The organism is Brooklawnia cerclae (assembly GCF_011758645.1).
In the GTDB taxonomy this organism is placed as follows: domain Bacteria; phylum Actinomycetota; class Actinomycetes; order Propionibacteriales; family Propionibacteriaceae; genus Brooklawnia; species Brooklawnia cerclae.
Window position 1 is genome coordinate 155,390 of the sequence record NZ_JAAMOZ010000001.1, and the last position, 19,357, is coordinate 174,746.

Annotated in this window: 16 protein-coding genes; 9 read left to right on the forward strand and 7 right to left on the reverse strand. The window is 67.5% G+C overall.

All coding sequences use genetic code 11. The annotated features are described in order from the left end of the window. The first annotated feature begins 9 nt into the window (after positions 1-9). Entirely contained in the window at positions 10-1,185 is a 1,176-nt protein-coding gene (locus FB473_RS00770; RefSeq protein WP_167163925.1) for an MFS transporter, read from the forward strand. 341 nt (positions 1,186-1,526) lie between these two features. After that, complete coding sequence (locus tag FB473_RS00775; RefSeq protein ID WP_167163927.1) at positions 1,527-2,507, forward strand: TIM barrel protein; 981 nt, start codon at positions 1,527-1,529, stop codon at positions 2,505-2,507. A 22-nt stretch (positions 2,508-2,529) separates the two neighbouring features. Here FB473_RS00775 and FB473_RS00780 read toward each other — a convergent pair whose 3' ends face one another. Further along, entirely contained in the window at positions 2,530-3,231 is a 702-nt protein-coding gene (locus FB473_RS00780) for a GntR family transcriptional regulator (RefSeq protein WP_341769992.1), read from the reverse strand. A 402-nt stretch (positions 3,232-3,633) separates the two neighbouring features. Here FB473_RS00780 and FB473_RS00785 point away from each other — a divergent pair, with 402 nt between their 5' ends. The 3 genes from FB473_RS00785 to FB473_RS00795 all read left to right on the forward strand — a co-directional run bounded on the left by FB473_RS00785 (position 3,634) and on the right by FB473_RS00795 (position 6,271). Beyond that, positions 3,634-3,816 carry a hypothetical protein gene (locus FB473_RS00785; protein ID WP_167163930.1) on the forward strand — a complete coding sequence of 61 codons (183 nt, stop codon included), beginning with the start codon at positions 3,634-3,636 and terminating at the stop codon, positions 3,814-3,816. A gap of 167 nt (positions 3,817-3,983) precedes the next feature. Next, positions 3,984-5,231, forward strand: coding sequence for an MFS transporter (locus tag FB473_RS00790; protein WP_279588583.1), 1,248 nt, complete (start codon positions 3,984-3,986; stop codon positions 5,229-5,231). Next, positions 5,231-6,271: an NAD(P)-dependent oxidoreductase gene (locus tag FB473_RS00795; protein ID WP_167163940.1), complete on the forward strand. Its 1,041-nt coding sequence runs from the start codon at positions 5,231-5,233 to the stop codon at positions 6,269-6,271. Before FB473_RS00790 ends, FB473_RS00795 begins: the two co-directional genes overlap by 1 nt. Positions 6,272-6,285: 14 nt before the next feature. Here the strand turns inward: FB473_RS00795 and FB473_RS00800 are convergent, their stop codons facing one another. Then, complete coding sequence (locus FB473_RS00800) at positions 6,286-8,565, reverse strand: DEAD/DEAH box helicase (RefSeq protein ID WP_167168796.1); 2,280 nt, start codon at positions 8,563-8,565, stop codon at positions 6,286-6,288. 374 nt (positions 8,566-8,939) lie between these two features. Here FB473_RS00800 and chvE point away from each other — a divergent pair, with 374 nt between their 5' ends. From chvE to FB473_RS00820, 4 genes are all read left to right on the forward strand, one after another. Further along, positions 8,940-10,121, forward strand: a complete 1,182-nt coding sequence (gene chvE / locus FB473_RS00805) for a multiple monosaccharide ABC transporter substrate-binding protein (RefSeq protein WP_167163942.1) — start codon at positions 8,940-8,942, stop codon at positions 10,119-10,121. Positions 10,122-10,205: 84 nt separating this feature from the next. Beyond that, on the forward strand, positions 10,206-11,762 hold the full coding sequence (locus FB473_RS00810) for a sugar ABC transporter ATP-binding protein (RefSeq protein ID WP_167163944.1): 1,557 nt from the start codon (positions 10,206-10,208) through the stop codon (positions 11,760-11,762). After that, entirely contained in the window at positions 11,759-12,934 is a 1,176-nt protein-coding gene (gene mmsB / locus FB473_RS00815) for a multiple monosaccharide ABC transporter permease (protein WP_167163946.1), read from the forward strand. The genes FB473_RS00810 and mmsB overlap by 4 nt, the downstream gene beginning before the upstream one ends. 38 nt (positions 12,935-12,972) lie before the next feature. After that, positions 12,973-14,004: a LacI family DNA-binding transcriptional regulator gene (locus FB473_RS00820; protein WP_208390386.1), complete on the forward strand. Its 1,032-nt coding sequence runs from the start codon at positions 12,973-12,975 to the stop codon at positions 14,002-14,004. 42 nt (positions 14,005-14,046) lie between these two features. Here the strand turns inward: FB473_RS00820 and FB473_RS00825 are convergent, their stop codons facing one another. From FB473_RS00825 to hemE, 5 genes are read right to left on the reverse strand one after another with little or no spacing between them, the layout of a single operon-like run. Then, positions 14,047-15,126: a ferrochelatase gene (locus FB473_RS00825; RefSeq protein WP_167163948.1), complete on the reverse strand. Its 1,080-nt coding sequence runs from the start codon at positions 15,124-15,126 to the stop codon at positions 14,047-14,049. Continuing rightward, the gene (hemQ, locus tag FB473_RS00830) at positions 15,123-15,785 is read right to left on the reverse strand and encodes a hydrogen peroxide-dependent heme synthase (protein WP_167163950.1); all 663 of its coding nucleotides are present in this window, start codon (positions 15,783-15,785) and stop codon (positions 15,123-15,125) included. Before hemQ ends, FB473_RS00825 begins: the two co-directional genes overlap by 4 nt. A 10-nt stretch (positions 15,786-15,795) precedes the next feature. Further along, a complete protein-coding gene (gene hemG / locus FB473_RS00835; RefSeq protein ID WP_208390387.1) occupies positions 15,796-17,160 on the reverse strand; it encodes a protoporphyrinogen oxidase in 1,365 nt (454 codons plus the stop codon). Then, on the reverse strand, positions 17,157-18,278 hold the full coding sequence (locus tag FB473_RS00840) for a TIGR04053 family radical SAM/SPASM domain-containing protein (protein ID WP_167163954.1): 1,122 nt from the start codon (positions 18,276-18,278) through the stop codon (positions 17,157-17,159). Before FB473_RS00840 ends, hemG begins: the two co-directional genes overlap by 4 nt. Beyond that, a complete protein-coding gene (gene hemE, locus FB473_RS00845) occupies positions 18,271-19,329 on the reverse strand; it encodes a uroporphyrinogen decarboxylase (protein ID WP_208390586.1) in 1,059 nt (352 codons plus the stop codon). Before hemE ends, FB473_RS00840 begins: the two co-directional genes overlap by 8 nt. Between the last annotated feature and the right edge of the window lie 28 nt (positions 19,330-19,357).

Here is a 19,357-nt window from a genome sequence, read left to right on the forward strand (position 1 = left end):
GAGCGCACGATGTCGATGGTCAAAGAGGAATTCAACCTCAGCAATACGCACATCGGCTGGCTCAATGCGGTGTTCTTCATCGGATTCATCCTCGGCGCCTATGTGTTCGGTATCGTCTCCGATCGAATCGGGACGGGATGGCGTCGCACCTGGACATGGAACGTCGCCATGCTCTTCGCGATCGTCGGTGGCGCCCTCACCTTCGGCGCGAGTGGTAGCTTCATCGCGTTCCTCCTGTGGCGCTTGCCGATGGGCATCAGCCGAGGCGGATCGGAGCCGGTCAATGTGGCGATCGTCTCGGAATGGTGGCCGAAGGAGCATCGTGGATTCGCCCTCGGCGTCCACCATGCCGGCTTCCCCTGGGGCCAGTTCCTCGTCGGTCCGCTCCTGGTCGGGATCGCCGCGTTCGGCGGCGGTTGGCGGGAGGCGTTCCTGATCATCCCGCTCCTGGGCCTGGTGGTCATCGCCGCGCAGTCGTTCCTGGGAACCGAGAAGCACCAGCGCGCGGTGTACGACTACATCGACGCGCACGGCCAGACGCGGCCCGCCCCCGACCTGTCGGTCAAGGTGAAGGAAAGCGTGTGGGACCAGTTCCTGACCGCTTTCCGGGTGCCGAACGCCCGTCGGGCGATGCTGGTGGGCTTCGTGATGCTGTGGGCCGAGGCCGGCGCGACGTCCTTCCTCACCATCCAGTTGACCGAGCGGGGCATCTCGACGAGCCAGGCAGTCGTGATCGCCGGTGCGTCCGGCCTCACCGGTTGGATCGGGCAGATCGTGTGGGGCACGCTGTCCGACCACATCGGGCGGAAGCTGTCGCTGGGGATCATCCTGACCGGTTGGGCGATCTCGGTGGGGACGATGTTCTTCATCAGCACCGCCACGACCGGATGGCTCATCCTGCTGTTCTGGGGCCTGTTCAGGAACTCGCCCTTCCCCGTCATCTACGCCATCCTCAGCGATTCGGTGCCGAAGGCGTCCGGCTCGGCCATGGGTGTCATGATCGGTTCCGCGCTCGGTATCTCGGGAATCTTCGCGGCGACTGTCGCGGGCATGGTCATCGACAACCTGGGCTGGGGAGCTCACTACATCGTGATGGTCGTCATCCTGCTCCTCGGTTTCATTCCGCTGGCGCGTATCAAGGAGACGGTCCGCACAGCCCGTTCGGTGTCGGTGTCGGAGGCCTGATGCACAGCGGCTGGACGGCGAACCGGGACTCGTCCCGGCTGGGACGCTGAATTTCGGCGTCATCCGGGTCCGGCCGGGAGGGACGCAGTGGGCCGGTGCGATCTGTGATGGATCGCACCGGCCCACTGTCATCCGCGGGCGACAGCGGCACCGACCGTGCCGCGACCTTGACCCATTATCGTCAATCCTATAAAATCTCTCCTATCTCATAGGTGAGTAACGTCCTCATGGGTGAGGAGAATGCGATGACCAAATCGGTCGACTTCCCTCCGAACCGAGTCCCGGCCCCGTGTGAGCCCAGGCGTGGTGTGCCATCGCGAACAAACTGAAAAGGAGAACGCGTGTATACGGCTGAGAACTGGCCGATCGCCTGCAAGATGAACTTCGGCTCACGCGCCGAGGACGGTTCGCCGATCGGCACCGCTCCGGTCAGCACGTGGGAGGAACAGCTCACCCAGGTCGCCGAACTGGGGTTCACCGAGATCGATCCCATGGACGACTGGGTCCCGATCGCCGAGCTGTCCGCCGAGCGGTTCGAGGAGTTCCGCGGGTTGCTGGACAAGCTGGGCCTGCGTGTGACCGCGATCTCGATCGGACGCAACAGCGTGGTCGACCGGGAGAACGGAACCCGCAACCTGGGGACGGTTCATGCCCTCATCGATCGTGCGGCCGAACTCGGCGCGTCGATCGTCAACATCGGCTTCCAGCAGGCGCTCACCGAGCCACAGAAGCGGGCGACGTGGTTCTGGCTGGCCGACGGGCACCACGACGATCCCGCCTTGCGCCCACTGGCCGTCGAGCGGGTGCGCGAACTGGGCGACCACGCCCGCCAACTCGGTCTCGAGATCAGCCTCGAGATGTACGAGGACACCTATCTGGGAACCGCCGAGGACGCCGTGTCGTTCCTCAAGGACGTCGATCACGCCTCGGTAGGGCTCAACCCCGACATCGGCAACCTGATCCGGTTGCACCGGCCGATGGTCAAGGGAGAGGCCATGTACGAGCAGGTGCTGCCCTACTCGAACTATTGGCACATCAAGAACTACCTGCGTGACGAGGATCCGGCCACAGGTGCCTATTTCTCGGCGCCGGCACCGTTGGAATACGGCGTCATCGATTACCGCTCCGTCATCCGCCGGGCCCTACGTCTCGGCTATTCGGGCCCCTTCATGACCGAGCACTACGGAAGCGACTGGCTGGGGGTCGGCGCGGTGAACGCCCGCTACATCCGCGAGGTGCTGCGTGGGGCGCGCACGTTGATCGAGTCCAGGACGGACGAGCCGCAGGAGGCGGACCGGGAACTCTCGTCGATCGTCGGGTGATGTGCGAACGCGGGCGCCGACGTCAGTCGGCGACCCGCGTTCCGAGCTTGGTGAGGTGGTCGCGTACTTGCTCGATCGCCTCTGCGGTGTCGTGTTTGCGCACGGCCTCCAGAATGGCCAGATGCTCGGGGACCGCGACGGTCGCGTCGGTGGTACCCATGCCGACTGCCTGGCGCATCCGGTGCACCCTGAACGACAGGGAATCGACGGATTGAGCGATGTAGCGGTTACCGCAATGGGCCAGTATCGCTTCGTGAAAAGACCAGTCGTCCTCGAAATACTTCCGGAGCAGGTCATGTTTGCCGGAGTTGCCGGATTTCAGTAATTCGTGGGCGGAGTGCGCATGATTCTCGTACGCCTCCTCCAGATCGGGAAGAAGTTCCTCCACATTGCGCATCGCTCGTTCCATCGCTCCGGTTTCCAGGACGAGCCGCGCGTCGGCGAGCTCGTACATCTGGGCCTGCGACATGGGTGGGGACACCCGATAACCACGATGAACGGTACGGCGTACCAGTCCTGTGTGCTCCAAGCGGGCCAATGCCTCGCGTACGGGAGTCGGCGAGATCCCCAAGGACTGCGCCAGACGATCGATCGACAGCGGCGCATCCGGCTCCAGCGTTCCCCAGGTGAGCATGTCGAGCAGTAGATCGTAGACATCATCGGGTAGCGCTTTCGCGCGGATTGGGCCCAATGAATGCGCGGCGCCGCCAGCGGATTTCTTCACAAGGTGATACTAGCGAGTGCAGTGCCGAGGGCTCGGATAACCCACGAGCTCGGATATGTCCGGTTCCGATTCCGGGTGGGATGCTTCGGTGAATCGCTACGCCGTCCGCACGGCGACACCGGGGTGATCACTCGCTCCGAAGAGCCGTGGCCGTCGACGCGGCCGCGCCCACCGCTGTCGGCAGGGCCCACTCATCGTTCCGGATCTCGCGCGCCGGGCCCTCGGACCTCGCATCCGGTTGCTCAGCGCAAGACGCACGCTGCGGCAGTTGACTCAGCTGAGCGACTTCCTATAGCATCTTGGCTGTTACGTACATGATAGATGAATCCTCACGGATGAGGAGAGTGCAACGACGTACATGGGCACTGTTGCCGAAACACCGTTTGGATTCACGGTCCGCGCGTGCTGTATTCCCGGATCGGCTCGAAGATCATCGCGAGGTCGGCGTCGGCATTCGTGATGCCAGGAATGAGGAGCGGCTACGGCAGCCATCGAGTGAGAATGAGTAATTTTGTGAGCCCGGCAGGGAAGTGGCTGGGCCTGTTCATGATCACCACCCGGATGTCGCTGGCCGAAGAGTTGTGAGGTAATCGAGTCCGATTCGGACGACCCCCGTAATTGCAACGATCTGTTGATGAATGACGATGGCTTCATCGATCACACGAAGGAGTGTCATGGTAATTGAGGCGCACACGCCAGATGAGATCCGCCGTAAATCGGATGCCAAGAAAGTCAAGAACCTGCGCTATTGGATGCTTTCTTGGCTGCTCCTCGCGGGCCTCCTGAATTATATGGATCGCTCGTCGGTATCCATCGCTGCTCCGCACATGATCGAAGAGTTGGGTATCACCCGCACCGATATCGGTCTCATGGGGACAGTCTTCTCGTGGACGTACGCGATCTGCCAGCTGCCGGCGGGTTACATCATCGACAAGATCGGTGCCAAGCGGATGTACTTCTTCGCCGTCGGGGTGTGGTCCATCGCGACCGCACTCATGTCGGTGGGTCACAACATGGGTCAGTTCCTCAGTTTCCGGTTCCTGCTGGGCGTCGGGGAATCTCCCAACTCGCCCAACAGCAGCAAGATCACCACCGAGTGGTTTCCGCGCGAGGAACGTGGACAGGCCTCGGGCATCTGGGATTCGGGCTCCAAGTGGGGGTCGGCCGTCGCTCCGCCACTGCTGACGGTCTTGTCTCTGGCGCTCGGCTGGCGTGCGATGTTCCTCATCATCGGTGTTCTCGGCTTGTGCCTGGCCGTCGGTTTCTGGGCGTTCTACCGGTCGCCGGAAGAATCGAAGCGTCTGTCCGACGAGGAGTACCGTCACATTCTCGCCGGTCGTGACGACGTCACGAAGCCCAAGCAGCACCTCCCGTGGGCGAGATTCTTCACGTACCGTCAGACCTGGGGCATGATGCTCGGGTTCTTCACCTCCATCTGGATCTGGAATATCTTCATCACCTTCCTGCCCCTTTTCCTCCAGGACACCCTCGGAGTCTCGGTCGCGTCGACCGGTTGGGTCGCAGCAGTCCCGTACTTTGTCGCCGCGATCTCGGGGATCTACTCGGGACGCATCACGCTGAAACTCGCTCGCGACCGGGGAATGACCTCGATTCGTTCCAAGAAGAGTGTGCTGATCACCGCATGCATCGGATTGGGTGTTCTCCTGGTCGTTGTTCCGTTCGCTCACAACCTCGTCGTGGCGGTCGTCATCTTGTGTCTGGCGCTCGGCCTGGTGGCGGCGATTCAATCCCAATCGTGGGCGTTGACCAGCGATATCGTCCCGGACACGCACGTTGCCCAGTTCGGCGGAATCATGAATTTCGGTGGCTACTTCGGAGGCGCTCTCGCGCCCGTTGTCACCGGCCTGATCTATGACCGCACGGGCTCGTACACGCCGACCTTCATCGTGGCCGGGGGGATCGCGGCGCTCGGCGCGCTCTTCTACGCCGTCCTCGTCCGCAAGCCGATCGTCGCCGAGACCGGGAATCAGGCGCTCTGATGAATCGTGACTACGTCGTGGGCTTGACCTCGGACGCCGCGGAGCCAGACGGGTCGACGGACTTCGGCGACATCGGGCTCGAAAGGTTGACGGCTGCGGGCCTCACGTGGCGTCTACTGCCGGCGATCCCCCCACACGGGCCGATCCCGCCGTCAGCGCTCGATGGCGTGGACGCGGTCATCTCTCTCGGCCACATCCCGTTCAACGCCTCGCTGGTGCGGCAAGTCCCACGGCTTCGCCACATCGCCCGGTTCGGCGCGGGATACGACGGGATTGATCCGGTGGCCCTGGCGAACGAGGGCGTTGTGCTCACCACGACGCCCACGGGGCTTCGCAGCCCGGTGGCTCTCACCGGGCTGACGATGATTCTCGCCTGCGCCAACCGACTGCTCGAGAACCACCTGATCACCACTCGCGGTCAGTGGAACGAGTTGCGGGGCAAGCGTCGAGGCATCGGCATCCAGGGCCGCACAGTCGGAATCCTGGGCTTCGGGTCGATCGGGTCACGGCTCGCCGAGATGCTCGGCCCGCTTGGTGCCACGATCATCGCTGCCAGCAGGTCTGCCGGGAACAGCCGCGCGCGATCGGCGGGTGTGGAAGTGGTCGACCCGCTGACGCTCGCCGAGCGCTCGGATTTCGTCGTCGTGACGGCGTCCCTGACAGACCAGAACCGGGGGATGATCGATGCCGCGTTCTTCGCCGCGATGCAGCCCCACGCGTATTTCATCAATATCTCGCGGGGCGGCCTGGCCGACTACGAGGCGCTGCGGGACGCGCTCGCGCGGGGAGGCATCGCTGGTGCGGGCCTCGACGTCTTCGATCCGGAACCCCCGGCGGCCGATGATCCGTTGCTGGCCATGGAAAACGTGATCTGCACGCCGCACGCGCTCTCGTGGACCGAGGACTTCACCAGGGACGTGTCAGCTCTCGTGATGGAAGCGGTGATCACGGTTTCGCAGGGGACGATCCCGGCCTCTGCCCTGGCCCGGGATGCGCTGGACCCCGTGAACTGGCGGGGTGCGGTGACGGTCGGGGCCTGACCGGGTCGAGGTCTTCACCCGATGAGGGCACCGACCAGTTCGGCGGCCGACGACTTGTCGAGCATCTGGTTCCCGTTTCCGCATTTGGGTGAGACGACGCACATGGGGCAGCCGGACTCGCACCCACAGTGCTCAAGACGGTCGAGTGTGGCAGCGAGCCACTCGTCGGCCAGTTCGAAGCCACGGTCGGCGAAGCCGGCACCGCCGGGAGCTCCGTCGTGGACGAAGATCGTGCACATCCCGGTGTCGGGGTGCATCACGGTCGAAAGGCCGCCGATGTCCCAGCGGTCGCAGGGAGCGAACGCGGGCAGCAGCCCGATTGCCGTGTGTTCCGCGGCGTGGGCAGCCGAGCCCAGTCGCACGGCTGAGTATGCGAGCCCGGCGACCACGTCGTCCGGCACCAGCCACCACATCGACTGGGTGCGCATGCGCCGCACCGGCAGGTCGAGGGGCGTCTCGTCCCATACGTCGCCGGTGACCGCGTCCCGCCGCAGGTACGCCTGCACCTGGCCGGCCAACTCCACCTCGCCCCGGCACACCCAGCCGCGACCACAACGACGCCGCTCCTGCTCGGTGATGATGCGCACATCGGACACCGATCGGGGCTGGGTGTAGTAGGGCAGCTCCACCGAGGCCACCATGGCGATCCCGTCGGCGGGGAGGTACGCGTCCACTCGCCATTGTTCGCCCTGGTGCAGGTACACGGCGCCCTCGTGCACCGTGCGGTCGGCCGCCGCACGGTCGACGCTGCCGATGACGCGTCCCGACGACGCCTCGATGATCTCGACAGGACGGCCACCCGCCCCGCGCAGGTCGATCGCGTCCACCGCGCGCTCGGGACGCGTCCAGTACCATCCGGACGATCGCCTGCGCAGCAGGCCCTGGGCGGTGAGCCCGTCGGCCAGCGCGCCGAGACCCGCACCGAACCAACGGGCGTCCGCGGCCGTCAAAGGGGCTTCTTGCGCGGCCGCGGCCAGGTGTGGGCCCAGCACGTACGGGTTTTGCGGGTGCAGCACGGTGGCCTCGACCGGCCGGTCGAAGATCAGCTCCGGGTGGGCGAACAGGTGGGCGTCCAGCGGGTCGTCCCTGGCGATGAGGACGACCAGGGCATCCCGCTCACCGCGGCCCGCGCGCCCTGCCTGCTGCCAGAACGATCCGAGCGTCCCCGGGAAGCCGGTCACCACCACCGCGTCCAGCCCGGCGATGTCGATCCCGAGTTCGAGCGCATTGGTGGACGCCACCCCGGCCAGATCGCCGCAGCGCAGCGCCGCTTCCAGCCTGCGCCGGTCGTCGGCGAGATATCCCGATCGGTAGCTTGCCACCCGGCGTCCCGAGCCGATGCGGTCGGACGCACGCAATGCGACGAGCTCGGCCTGCGAGCGGCTCGGGATGAAGGCGATCACCTGCTCACCGTCGTCCACCAGGCGGGCGAGCAGCTCGGTGGCGTCGTGGGGTGCGTCCTCGTCGGGCTTCCACAGCACCACGTCGCGGGCGGCGTGGGGTGAGGCATCGTCACAGACTTCGGCCAGCGGCGCGTCCTCCCCGATCAGCTTCGCCCCCGAGACCCCGGCCGCGGTGGCAGTGGCCGAGGCGAGGACGAAGACCGGATGCGCCCCGTACGCGGCGCACAGTCTCCTCAGCCGCCGCAGCACCCCGGACACCTGTGCGCCGAAGACGCCGCGGTAGCGGTGTGCCTCGTCCACGACGACGTAGCGCAACGAACCCAGGAAGCCCGCCCATCGCGCATGGTCGGGCAGCACCGACCGATGCAGCATGTCGGGGTTCGACAGGACGAATCCGGCGTGGTCGCGTGCGAACTGACGCTCGGCAGGGCCAGAGTCGCCGTCGAGGGTCGCCACCTGCCAGCCGTGCGGCCCCAGCGCACGGGCGGCCTGCCGCTGGTCGTGGGCGAGGGCCTTGGTGGGGGCCAGGTACAGCGCGGTGTGCCGGGCGACGCCGAGCCTGGAGCGCAGGTCGTCCGTGGGCACTCCCAGGCTCGCCAGGCTCGCGGGAACGGCGGTGGCGGCCATCACCGGAAGTAGATAGGCCAGCGACTTGCCCGAGGCGGTGGGCGTCGAGATCGCCACATGGTGCCCCGACCAGGCGAGGTCGGCCGCCTCCCGCTGATGACACCAGGGGCGTTCGATGCCGGAGCCCACGAGGGAGCGTGACACGGGCTCGGGCAGCCATTCAGGCCATTCGCCGACCCGGCCGTCCAGGCGATCGCGATGCCGGACGACGACCGTGCGCGGGTCGTCGGCCAGCCACCGGGGAATCGTCACGACTCCCACCATGCCACTGTCACGGGGAAGAGCTGCGGACGAGCCGCTGCCCGTTTCGCGGGTGTGGGTGTCCAGAGCTCCCGAGTCGCCCACGGGCTTGCCGAATCTGACCGCGGGTGGCGTGCGTCCCCTGCACTTCTGATGCAGCGTTTGCCTCACCCGCGTACGCGCAGAACCGATCACGCGGGCTTCGCCCGTTGGTGTGGATGCTTGCATGACAGGCCTGTGCGCCGGCGGACGGATCGTCCCCGCGTTTGTTATCCAAACGAGACAATCTCGGGATTGGCAGCCAATAGGCACCTGTGTTAACGTTCACATCAAGACGAGGGGTCCTTCTTCCCGTCTCGCTTCGCATGGTCGCGAAGACGGCTCAATGAGGAGACATCATGAAATCACGCAGCTTTCTTGCTCGCGGAATACGCGTATCGGGAGTGGCACTGGTAGCCGGCACGCTCCTGCTCACCGGGTGCTCGGGTGGGGGTGCAGGTGGTGGGAATCAGTCCGGCGCCGCCGGCGGTGACAGCGAGGGGGTCGTCAAGGTCGGTGTGTCGATGCCGACCCAGACCTCCGAACGCTGGATCGCCGACGGAGACGCCGTCAAGGAGGAACTCGAAGCGGCGGGTCACACCGTCGATCTCCAGTTCGCCAACGACGACATCCCCACCCAGACGCAGCAGATCGACCAGATGATCACCAACGGTGCCCAGGTGCTCGTCGTCGCCGCCATCGATGGCACGGCGTTGTCCAGTCAGCTCGACGCGGCCGGGGCAGCAGGCATCCCCGTCATCTCGTACGACCGGCTGATCCGTGACAACGAGAACGTCGACTTCTACGTCTCTTTCGACAACTACAAGGTCGGCGTCGCACAGGCCACCGCACTGTTGTCCGGCCTCGGCATCACCGACGCCGACGGCGACGAACTGTCCGGTCGTCCCACGGGCCCGCTCAACATCGAATTGTTCGCGGGCTCTCCGGACGACAACAACGCCGGCTTCTTCTTCGACGGCGCCATGGACACCCTGAAGCCGTACCTGGACGACGGCACCCTGGTCGTGAAGTCGACCCAGACCGATTTCGACCAGGTCGCCATCCTGCGGTGGTCGCAGGAGGGTGCCCAGAAGCGCATGGAGGATCTGGTGACCTCCACCTACGGCGGCGGCACCGTGCCCCTCGCCGGTGTGCTGTCACCCTTCGACGGCCTGTCACGCGGGATCATCACGGCGCTCCAGAACGCGGGCTACGGGTCGACCATCGCCGACGGGCTGCCGGTCGTGACCGGTCAGGACGCCGAGGTCGCGTCCGTCAAGCTCATCAACGAGGGCGTCCAGCAATCGACCATCTTCAAGGACACCCGCACCCTGGCTGCCCAGGCGGTCAAGGTCGTCGAGTCGATCGCTGCGGGCGAGGAGCCCGAGGCCAACGACACCACGACCTACGACAACGGCGTGAAGGTGGTGCCTTCCTACCTGCTGCCTGTGGAGACGATCTACAAGGACGACATCAAGTCGAAGCTGATCGACTCCGGTTACTACACACAGACAGAGGTCGAGGAAGGCGTCGTCAAGTAGCGGTCCCGCGCGGCGACGGTGCCGACCGGATGCCCGGGCCCGGCACCGTCGCCCCCGTTCCCACATCGCATGAACGAGGCGAACATGGCTGACAAGACTACGAACATTCTGGAAATGCACGGCATCCACAAGGACTTCTCGGGTGTCACGGTGCTGCACGACGTCAACCTGACCGTGCGCAGGGGCGAGATCCATGCCCTCTGCGGTGAGAACGGTGCGGGGAAGTCGACGCTCATGAAGATCCTGTCGGGGGTCTACCCGCACGGGCAGTACGCCGGGTCGATCGTCCTCGACGGGGAGGAAGTGGAGTTCACGTCGATCACGGATTCCGAGACACACGGGATCGGCATCATCCATCAGGAGTTGGCCCTCGTCCCCTACCTCTCGGTGGCCGAGAACCTCTTCATCGGCTCGCTCGCTCGGGGCTCGGGCCCCCTCATCAACTGGCATGAGGTCAACCAGGCCGCCAGCCAACTTCTGGCCCGGGTCGGCCTGAAGGAGAACGTCACGACACCGGTGGGCCAACTCGGCGTCGGCAAGCAGCAACTGGTCGAGATCGCCAAGGCACTGAACAAGAATGTGAGCCTGCTCATCCTGGACGAGCCGACGGCGGCACTGAACGATGCCGACTCCGAACGCCTGCTGGAACTGGTGCGGCAACTGCGCGACTCGGGGATGACGATCATCCTCATCTCGCACAAGCTGAACGAGATCGCTCTCGTGGCCGACCGGACGACGGTCCTGCGGGACGGGCATGCGGTCGAGACCCTCGACATGCGCGATCCGTCCTCGACGCAGGACCGGCTGATCAAGCTCATGGTCGGCCGCGAGCTCTCGCAGCTCTACCCGGAACGCGAGCACCGCATCGGCGAGGAGGCGCTGCGCGTCGAGGACTGGACCGTCCACCACCCGACGCAGCGCGATCGGGTGGTCGTCTCCGGTGCGTCCTTCAACGTGCGGCACGGGGAGGTTGTCGGCATCGCCGGCCTCATGGGGGCGGGCCGAACCGAACTCGCGATGAGCCTGTTCGGGCACAGCTACGGCTCCCAGATCTCGGGACGCGTCTACAAGGACGGCCGGGAGATAACGGTCGGCTCGGTCACCGAGGCGATCTCGCACGGGATCGCGTACGCGACCGAGGACCGCAAGACCTACGGCCTCAACCTCATCGACGACATCCGCCACAACACCGCCTCGGCGGGCCTCTTCAAGCTGGTCAAGCACGGATTCGTCAACGCGAACGAGGAACTGGCGGTAGCCGTGCGCTATCGCGACGTCATGAACATCCGGGCGCAGTCGGTGCTGCAGTTGACCGGCTCGCTGTCCGGCGGGAACCAGCAGAAGGTCGTCCTGTCGAAGTGGCTGTACACCGACGCGGACATCCTCATCCTGGACGAGCCCACGCGCGGTATCGACGTCGGCGCGAAGTTCGAGATCTACACCCTGATCAACCAGATGGTCGAGTCGGGCAAGGCCGTGGTCGCCATCTCCTCGGAACTGGGTGAACTGCTCGGGATATGCGACCGCATCTACACACTGGCCTACGGCCGGATCACCGGCGAGGTGCCGGTGGCCGGGGCCACCCAGGAGCACCTCATGGAACTCATGACCATCGAACCGGCAAGGGAGCCATCAAAGTGAGCGAGCGGGTCAATCTCAAGGAACTGTTGAGCGGAAACCTGCGGCAGAGCGGCATCATGGTCGCTTTCGTCGCGATCGTGATTCTTTTCGCGCTGCTGAATCCCAATTTCCTGAGTCCGGGGAACATCACGAACATCGTCCTCCAGTACTCCTACATCCTGATCCTGGCGATCGGCATGCTGTTCGTCATCGTGCTCGGCCAGATCGATCTGTCCGTGGGATCCGTGGTGGCGCTCACGGGCGCGGTCTCCGCCGTCCTCGTGATCCGCCAAGGGATGCCGTGGTGGGCAGGCGTTCTGGCGGCACTCGTCACCGGACTGCTGATCGGTGCCTGGCAAGGATTCTGGGTCGCCTTCGTCGGCATCCCGGGCTTCATCGTCACCTTGGCCGGCATGTTGCTCTTCAGGGGCCTGACCTACAACGTGCTGGCGAATGTCTCGCTCTCGCCGTTCCCACGCCCCTACTACAACATCGCGAATGGCTTCCTCAACGGGCTTCTTGGCGGCCAGGGGTTCGACCTGCTCACCCTGCTGATCTTCGGGATCGGTGTCGCCGGATTCGCCGTAGTGCAGTGGCGCAACCGCCAGGCTCGCATCCAGTACAGCCAGACGGTCGAGGCGATGTGGGCGTTCGTGGCGAGGATCGTGGTCATCAGTGCGATCGTGATGTGGTTCGCCTACCAGTTGTCGGTCAGTCGGGGCCTGCCGGTGGTGCTGATCCTGCTGGGCGTCCTCGTGTTCGTCTACGGCATTCTGTCGCAGCGTACGGAGTTCGGACGCAATGTCTATGCGATCGGTGGCAATATCTCCGCGGCGCGCCTTTCGGGTGTGAACGTCCGTCGAGTCTCGTTCTGGGTGTACGTTCATATGGGGTTCTTGGCCTCGATTGCCGGCGTCGCATATTCGGCCCGTATGAACGGGGCGCAGCCGAGTGCAGGCAACATGTTCGAGTTGGACGCCATCGCGGCGTGCTTCATCGGCGGTGCGTCCGTGTCCGGCGGCATAGGGCGGATCTCCGGGGCTTTGATCGGCGGCCTCATCATGGCTGTCATGTCGAACGGCATGCAGTTGATGGGTGCCTCCACATCGACCCAGCAGATCGTCAAAGGTCTGGTGGTACTGCTGGCGGTGGCCTTCGACATCTACAACAAGCGGCGTGCCGGGGGTCTGTGAGCCGGTGCCGTAGCGGGAGCCCGGAACAGGAGTCGGAGTTGGCACGCAGATCGGCGAGTGGTCGCCCGCCCGGGATGATGGACGTCGCGGCGGCCGCCGGCGTGTCGCACCAGACGGTGTCCCGGGTGATCAACGAGACCGATCGCGTCGCCCCGGAGACACGGGAACGCGTCCTGCGGGCGATCGCCGAACTCGGCTACCGGCGCAATTCCGTGGCACGGGCGCTGGTGACCCGCAAGTCGGGCATCGTCGGCGTGATCACCACGACGTCGGCGCTCTACGGCCCGAGTTCGATCCTGCTCGCCGTCGAACTGGCGGCGCGGCGCAACGCGGGATATTTCACCAGCGTGGCGCCCCTGGAGCAGTTCACACCGGACGCGATCACCAACGCCCTCGATCACTTCTTGGGTCTGGCTGTCGAGGGTGTCGTCATCATCGCCCCGCTGGCCGAGGCCAGTGACGCGCTGGCCTCGGTCCATATCCCGGTGCCGGTGGTCGCCGTCACCTCGGCGGAGATCGGGCGGGCCTCGGGAGTACTCGCGGTCAGCGAGGACCACTTCGGGGGAGCTCGTCAGGCCGTGCGCCACCTGATCGATCTCGGGCACCGTGACATCGTCCATGTGTCGGGCCCCAAGGGCTGGTACGAGGCCGCCGCCCGCCGATCGGCGTGGCGAGCGGAGATGGAAGCCGCACACTTGCCCCTGAGGGAGATCGCGGCCGACGGATGGGGAGCCGAACAGGGTTTCCAGGCCGGCCTGGCCCTCGCCGGCGGCCCCGTGCCGACCGCGGTCTTCGCGGCCAACGACCAGCTGGCGCTGGGTGTCGTCCAGGCATTCGACCGGTCGGGGCTGAGGGTTCCCGACGATGTCTCCGTCGTCGGATTCGACGACGAACTCTCGGCGGCGTTCTATCGTCCGCCCCTCACCACCGTGCGCCAGGACTTCTCCAAGCTGGGCGCCTACGTCATCCGCACCCTGATGACGGCGATCGAGGGCGAGGCGCCGAGCGAGGCCCTGGTGCTCCCGACGCGCCTCGTCGTGCGTGCGTCGACGGCGCCGCCCCGGCCGTAGCGATCCGTCCGGGTCACTCGCCGCCGGGACGCGGCCTCGGCCTCAGGGCAGGTGCACCGCATCGGCGACGGGACGTTGGATGCGCGGGTTCAGGCAGCAGTCACCGCGGCACAGTTCCCCTGGGCCGGGTGCGCGTCCCGCGTTCGTCGCGTACGCGGCGAGCAGGTCTGCCAGTGAGTCCAGGAACGCGGGGTGGGCGCCCACGGTCGGGACGCGGTGGGTGGTGACTCCGAGGCCCTCGGCGGTCTGACGTGCCTGGGTGTCGAGGTCCCACGAGACCTCGACGTGGTCGGTGAGGAAACCGACCGGCAGGATCACCACGTCGGTGACCCCGGCGCCGGCCGCCTCGCCGATGGCGTCGTTGACGTCCGGCTCCAGCCAGGGCACGTGCGGGGCGCCGCTGCGCGACTGGTACACCAGCCTCCATTCCGGGACGACGGCCAGCCCGGCCCGCGCCGCCGCCTCCGGGACGACGCGTTCGACGAGCGCTCGCTGCTGAGCGGTGTACAAGTCGCCGCCCGAACGTCCCGCTTCAGGTCCGGCGGTCGCGGCCAGGGCGGTCGGCAGCGAGTGCGTCGTGGCCAGAACCAGGAGCTCGCGGCTTCCGGAGGTCTGCCGCAGCACCTCGGCCAGCAGATCGATGTTGGCCTCCACGAGCCCGGGCAGGTCGGGGAACGGCGGCATCTTGACCACGTCCACGTGGGTGCCGTCCAACTGCTCGACCGCCATGCCGAGATCCTCGCGGTACTGGCGGCAACTCGAATAGGACGAATAGGCGGCGGTGGCCCAGGCGAGCAGGCGCGTCCGGCCCTGGCGGGCGAGGTCGGCGAGCACGTCGGCGACGAACGGGGGCGAGTTCCGGTTGGCCAGCACCAGGTCGATGCCGACGCCGCGGGCGGCCAGGCGCTCGGCCAGCGCGTCGCGCATCGCCCGGTTCTGGGCGTTGATCGGGCTGGTCCCGCCCCGGATGAAGTAGTGCCGCCCGACCTCGGCCAGCCGTTCGGGAGGGATCCCGCGTCCCGCGGTCACCCGTTCGAGGAACCCGAGGACGTCGTCGGGATGCTCCGGCCCGCCGAATCCGAGCATCACCACCGCGTCGTAGAGCGCCGCGTCGTCGGTCATCGAAGGAGTTCCCCGGCTTCGCTCGCCCCGATCCGCCGCCCGGTGTAGAAGGGCACCTCGAGCCGCACGTGGCGGCGGGCCTCGGCGTACCGCAGGTGACGCATGAGGTCGACCAGGTCGTGCAGTTCGGCGGACTCCAGGGCGATGATCCACTCGTAGTCACCCAGCGCGAACGCCGAGACTGTGTTGGCGATCACCTGCGGGTAGGCACGTCCCATCTCACCGTGCTCGCGCAGCATGGCGCCGCGTTCGTCCTCGGGCAGCAGATACCAGTCCAGCGACCTCACGAACGGGTAGACGGTCAGCCAGGCTTCGGGCTTCCTGCCGGTGAGGAAGGCGGGCACGTGGCGCCGGTTGAACTCCGCGGGGCGGTGGATGCCGACGCCCGACCACACGGGGCGTCCGGCCGGTTCCAGCCGCCGGCGCAGCACCCGGGCCGCTGCCTGCAAGGCGACCGGGTCGGGCCCGTGGAACCACACCATCAGGTCGGCGTCCGCGCGCATCGCGGACAGGTCGTAGTATCCGCGGACGACGATCCCGTCGTCGGCGACCTGCTCGGCGAACCCGTCCAGGGTCGCCTCGCCCGAGCCGGTGCGGGCGTACACGGCCCAGCACGTGTAGTGGATCGACGCGTTGATCTCCTCGGTGAGGTTAGGCATACCTGACACCCTAGACGACGGTCGGACGCTGGGCGACCGCCGGATGCGCCAGGGCCGCGGCGGCCTGCCTGCGGCCGTCGGCGATGCAGTCGGGGACACCGACCCCGTGCAGGGCCGAGCCCGCGACCCGGAGGCGGGGCTGGTCGGCCAGGGCCTCCTCGACCGCGGCCACCCTGCCCGGATGCCCCACCGTGTACGAGGGCATGACCCGGCTCCACCGGCTGATCCGGGTGAGGACCGGGTCACCGTCCACCCCCATCACGGCACCGACATGGGCCGTCACGGCGTCCACCAACTCGTCGTCAGGTGCCTCGGCGATCAGTCCCAACCGGGCGGGGACGAACGCCCGCAGCAGCACGACTCCCGCGGGAGCCCTGTCCGTCCACTTCGCCGACGACACGGTGATCCCGCTCACGGGGGCCGGCTCGGACTCCAGCCACCCGTGGTGGGTGGGGGCGGTGCCGAATGCCTCGGCAGGGTACGCGAGCGTCACGACGGTCGAACTCGACATCGGGACGCCGGCCAGTGCCTGTGCGGCAGCGGGCGCCCGGCGGGCCAGGAGCCGGGCGGAACTCGCCGCCCCGCCCGCGAGCACGACCGCGTCCGCGTCGTGGTCGTCCAGCGACTCGACGGGCTGATCGGTGAGCAGAGTCGCGCCCGCCTCGCGCAAGGACGCCACCAGCGCGTCCACCAGCGTTCCGAGCCCGCCCGACAGCGTGCGGAAGGGGGACGACGGCCCCCGCGACGAGCCGCCGGAACCAGCGGTCGCACGTCCCTGGGCGAGGCCGGCGAGGATGAGGCTGCGGTGCTCCGCCTCGTTGACACGCAGGCTCGGCAGCACGGCGTCCAGGCTGAGCTCGTCCACGCTGGCGCCGTAGATGCCCCCGACCAGGGGATCGGCGAGCTTGGTCACGATTCCCCCACCCAACCTGCGGCGCAGGAAGGCGCCGATGGCGACGTCAGAGTCGTCCAGCAGCCTGGGCGTCACCAGGTCGAGCGCGGCCCTCAGCTTGTCAGGCCACGACAGGATGCGTGTGGACAGGAACGGTCCGAGCCTGGTCGGGAGCACCATGCCCATTCCCTGGGGCATCGGGCGCAGCCGTCCCCCCGCGCGGAGGAACACGGTTCGCCTCCCTGCGCTCGCCTGCACCTGGTCGTCCAGCCCGAGCTCACCGATCAGCTGCAGCGCGGCGGGCCGATAGGCGACGAAGGAGTCGGGGCCGTGCTCGATGGTGAAGCCGTCGGCACGCTCGGTGAACACCTTCCCGCCGAAGCGGTCGGAGGCCTCGAGGACGGTGACCTCGGCGCCCGCCCGGCAGGCCTCCCAGGCGGCGGCCAGCCCGGTGACGCCGCCGCCGACGACCAGGCACCTCACGCGTTCACCGGCGTCCCGGAAGGTACGTAGGGGCACAGCGGGTCGGATTCGAGGACGTCGCCCGTCCAGGCGTAGGCCCGCGCCCGCGAGCCCCCGCACCACAGGTTGAACTCGCAGCGCCCGCACCGTCCCTTGAACCCCTTCGGATCGCGCAGCGCCCGCAGGGTCGGATCGTCACGATAGAGCTCGACCAGTGACGACTCCTTGACGTTGCCCAGCGCCAGCGGCAGGAAGCCCGACGGGGTGACGTCGCCGAGGTGCGAGACGAAGATGATCCCGTTCCCGTCGCGGATGCCGAAGCCGCGCGCCATCGGGGAGGCCTCGATCTGCTCGTCGGTGAGCCCGCGGCGACGTGCCGCGCGGGCGGCGATCCGGCGGTACTGCATCGCCTCGGTCGTCTTCACCTGGAAGGGTGCGGTGCGGTTCAGGTTCCCCAGCCACGTCATGAGCTGCTCGGCCTTCTCCGGCGCGAGCTCGGTGAGCTGGGTGCCGCGTCCGATGCTGATCAGGAAGAACAGGCTCCAGCGCATCAGCTTCCGGGTCGACAGCAGGTCGTAGACCGCGGGGAGGTCGGCGGCGGTGGTGTCGGTGACCAGCGTGTTGATCTGGACGGGGATCCCCAGTTCCTCCGCCCAGCCGAGGGCCTCCAGCGTGGCGTCGAACGTGCCCGCGACGCCACGGACGCCGTCGTGCAGGGCCGGACAGGAGCCGTCGAGGCTCAGCGAGATCGCCTGGACGCCTGCCTGCTTCACCTCGACGAGGCGCTCACGGGTCAGCAGCGGGGTGACCGCGGGCGCCAGCGAGACCCCGATGCCCCGGGCGCCCGCCTCGGCGAGCAGCAGGTCGAGGTCGTGGCGCCGCAGCGGGTCGCCGCCCGTGAACACGATGTGCGGCAGCGGGTCGCCGAAGCCCGCGATGTCGTCCAGCAGGGCCAGAGCCTGGTCGGTGGAGAGCTCTCCGGGAGCGGGATCGGGCATCGCGGTCGCCCGGCAGTGGCGGCAGGCCAGCCCGCAGGCGTTGGTGAGCTCCCAGTACACGATCATCGGCGAGCGGGCGTACACCCACCCGACGGGACGTACGGCGCCGATCCCGTGTGCGTGCTTCGGTTGTTCAGTCATGGTGGGACTCCTGGTCGTCGGGAAGGGAATGGACGAGGTCGACCAGCCGGGTCAGTGTCCCGGGATCGGCTTGCGGCGGGACGCCGTGGCCGAGGTTGACCACGTGGCCGGGGGCTGCCCGGCCGTCGTCCAGCACGCGGCGCAGCGCGGCGGCGAGTTCTTCCCAGCCGCCCGCGAGCAACGCGGGATCGAGGTTGCCCTGCAGCGGCGTCGCTCCGCCCAGCAGGTGGTTGGCGTCCGCCAGCGAGGTGGACGCGTCGACGCCCATCACGTCGGCTCCGGCATCGCGCATGGCCACCAGGTGGACGCGGCTGCGGGTGCCGAAATGCACCCGGGGGACGCCCAGCCCGGCGACCGAGGCGAGCACGGCGGCCGAGTGCGGTTGCGCGGCGGCGCGGTACTGCTCGGGGGTGAGCGCACCGACCCACGAGTCGAAGAGCTGCACGGCCGAGGCCCCGGCCAGCACCTGGGCCCGCAGGAAAGCCGCGGTCGTGCGGGCCACCCAGCCGAGCAGGGCGTGCCAGAGCCCCGGGTCGGCGTCGAGCAGGGCCAGGGTGCGGGCGTGGTCGCGGCTGGGCCCTCCTTCGACGAGGTAGGAGGCCACGGTGAACGGCGCCCCGCAGAAGCCGATCAGCGGGGTGTCGCCCAGCTCGGCCGCTGCCAGGTGCACGCCGGAGGTGATCGGATCGAGCGCCTCGGGCTCCAGCTCGGGCAGTGCGTCGACGTCGGCGGCCGTGCGCACCGGCGCGTCCAGCACCGGGCCGACGCCGGGGACGATGCGGACGCCCAGACCGGCCAGCCTCACCGGGACCATGATGTCGGAGAAGAAGATGGCGGCGTCGACCCCGTGGCGCCGGACGGGCTGACAGGTGATCTCGGCCGCCAGGCCCGGATCGAGGCAGGCGTCCAGCATCGACGTGCCGACCCGGAGCGCCCGGTACTCCGGCAGCGAGCGCCCCGCCTGACGCATGAACCAGACCGGACGATGCCGTACACGCCTGCCGCGGTAGGCCTGCAGCAGCGGGGCATCGGCGGTCACGCCGCTGACCAGGGGATGGTCCGCGGGCAGGATCACCGGG

Excerpts from the sequence above, each read along its gene's own strand:
- FB473_RS00825 (WP_167163948.1), bottom strand. The coding sequence starts at position 15,126 with ATGACCGACGACGCGGCGCTCTACGACGCGGTGGTGATGCTCGGATTC.
- chvE (WP_167163942.1), top strand. The coding sequence starts at position 8,940 with ATGAAATCACGCAGCTTTCTTGCTCGCGGAATACGCGTATCGGGAGTG.
- FB473_RS00840 (WP_167163954.1), bottom strand. The coding sequence starts at position 18,278 with ATGACTGAACAACCGAAGCACGCACACGGGATCGGCGCCGTACGTCCC.
- FB473_RS00810 (WP_167163944.1), top strand. The coding sequence starts at position 10,206 with ATGGCTGACAAGACTACGAACATTCTGGAAATGCACGGCATCCACAAG.
- hemQ (WP_167163950.1), bottom strand. The coding sequence starts at position 15,785 with ATGCCTAACCTCACCGAGGAGATCAACGCGTCGATCCACTACACGTGC.
- FB473_RS00770 (WP_167163925.1), top strand. The coding sequence starts at position 10 with ATGTCGATGGTCAAAGAGGAATTCAACCTCAGCAATACGCACATCGGC.
- FB473_RS00790 (WP_279588583.1), top strand. The coding sequence starts at position 3,984 with ATGCTTTCTTGGCTGCTCCTCGCGGGCCTCCTGAATTATATGGATCGC.
- FB473_RS00795 (WP_167163940.1), top strand. The coding sequence starts at position 5,231 with ATGAATCGTGACTACGTCGTGGGCTTGACCTCGGACGCCGCGGAGCCA.
- FB473_RS00800 (WP_167168796.1), bottom strand. The coding sequence starts at position 8,565 with ATGGTGGGAGTCGTGACGATTCCCCGGTGGCTGGCCGACGACCCGCGC.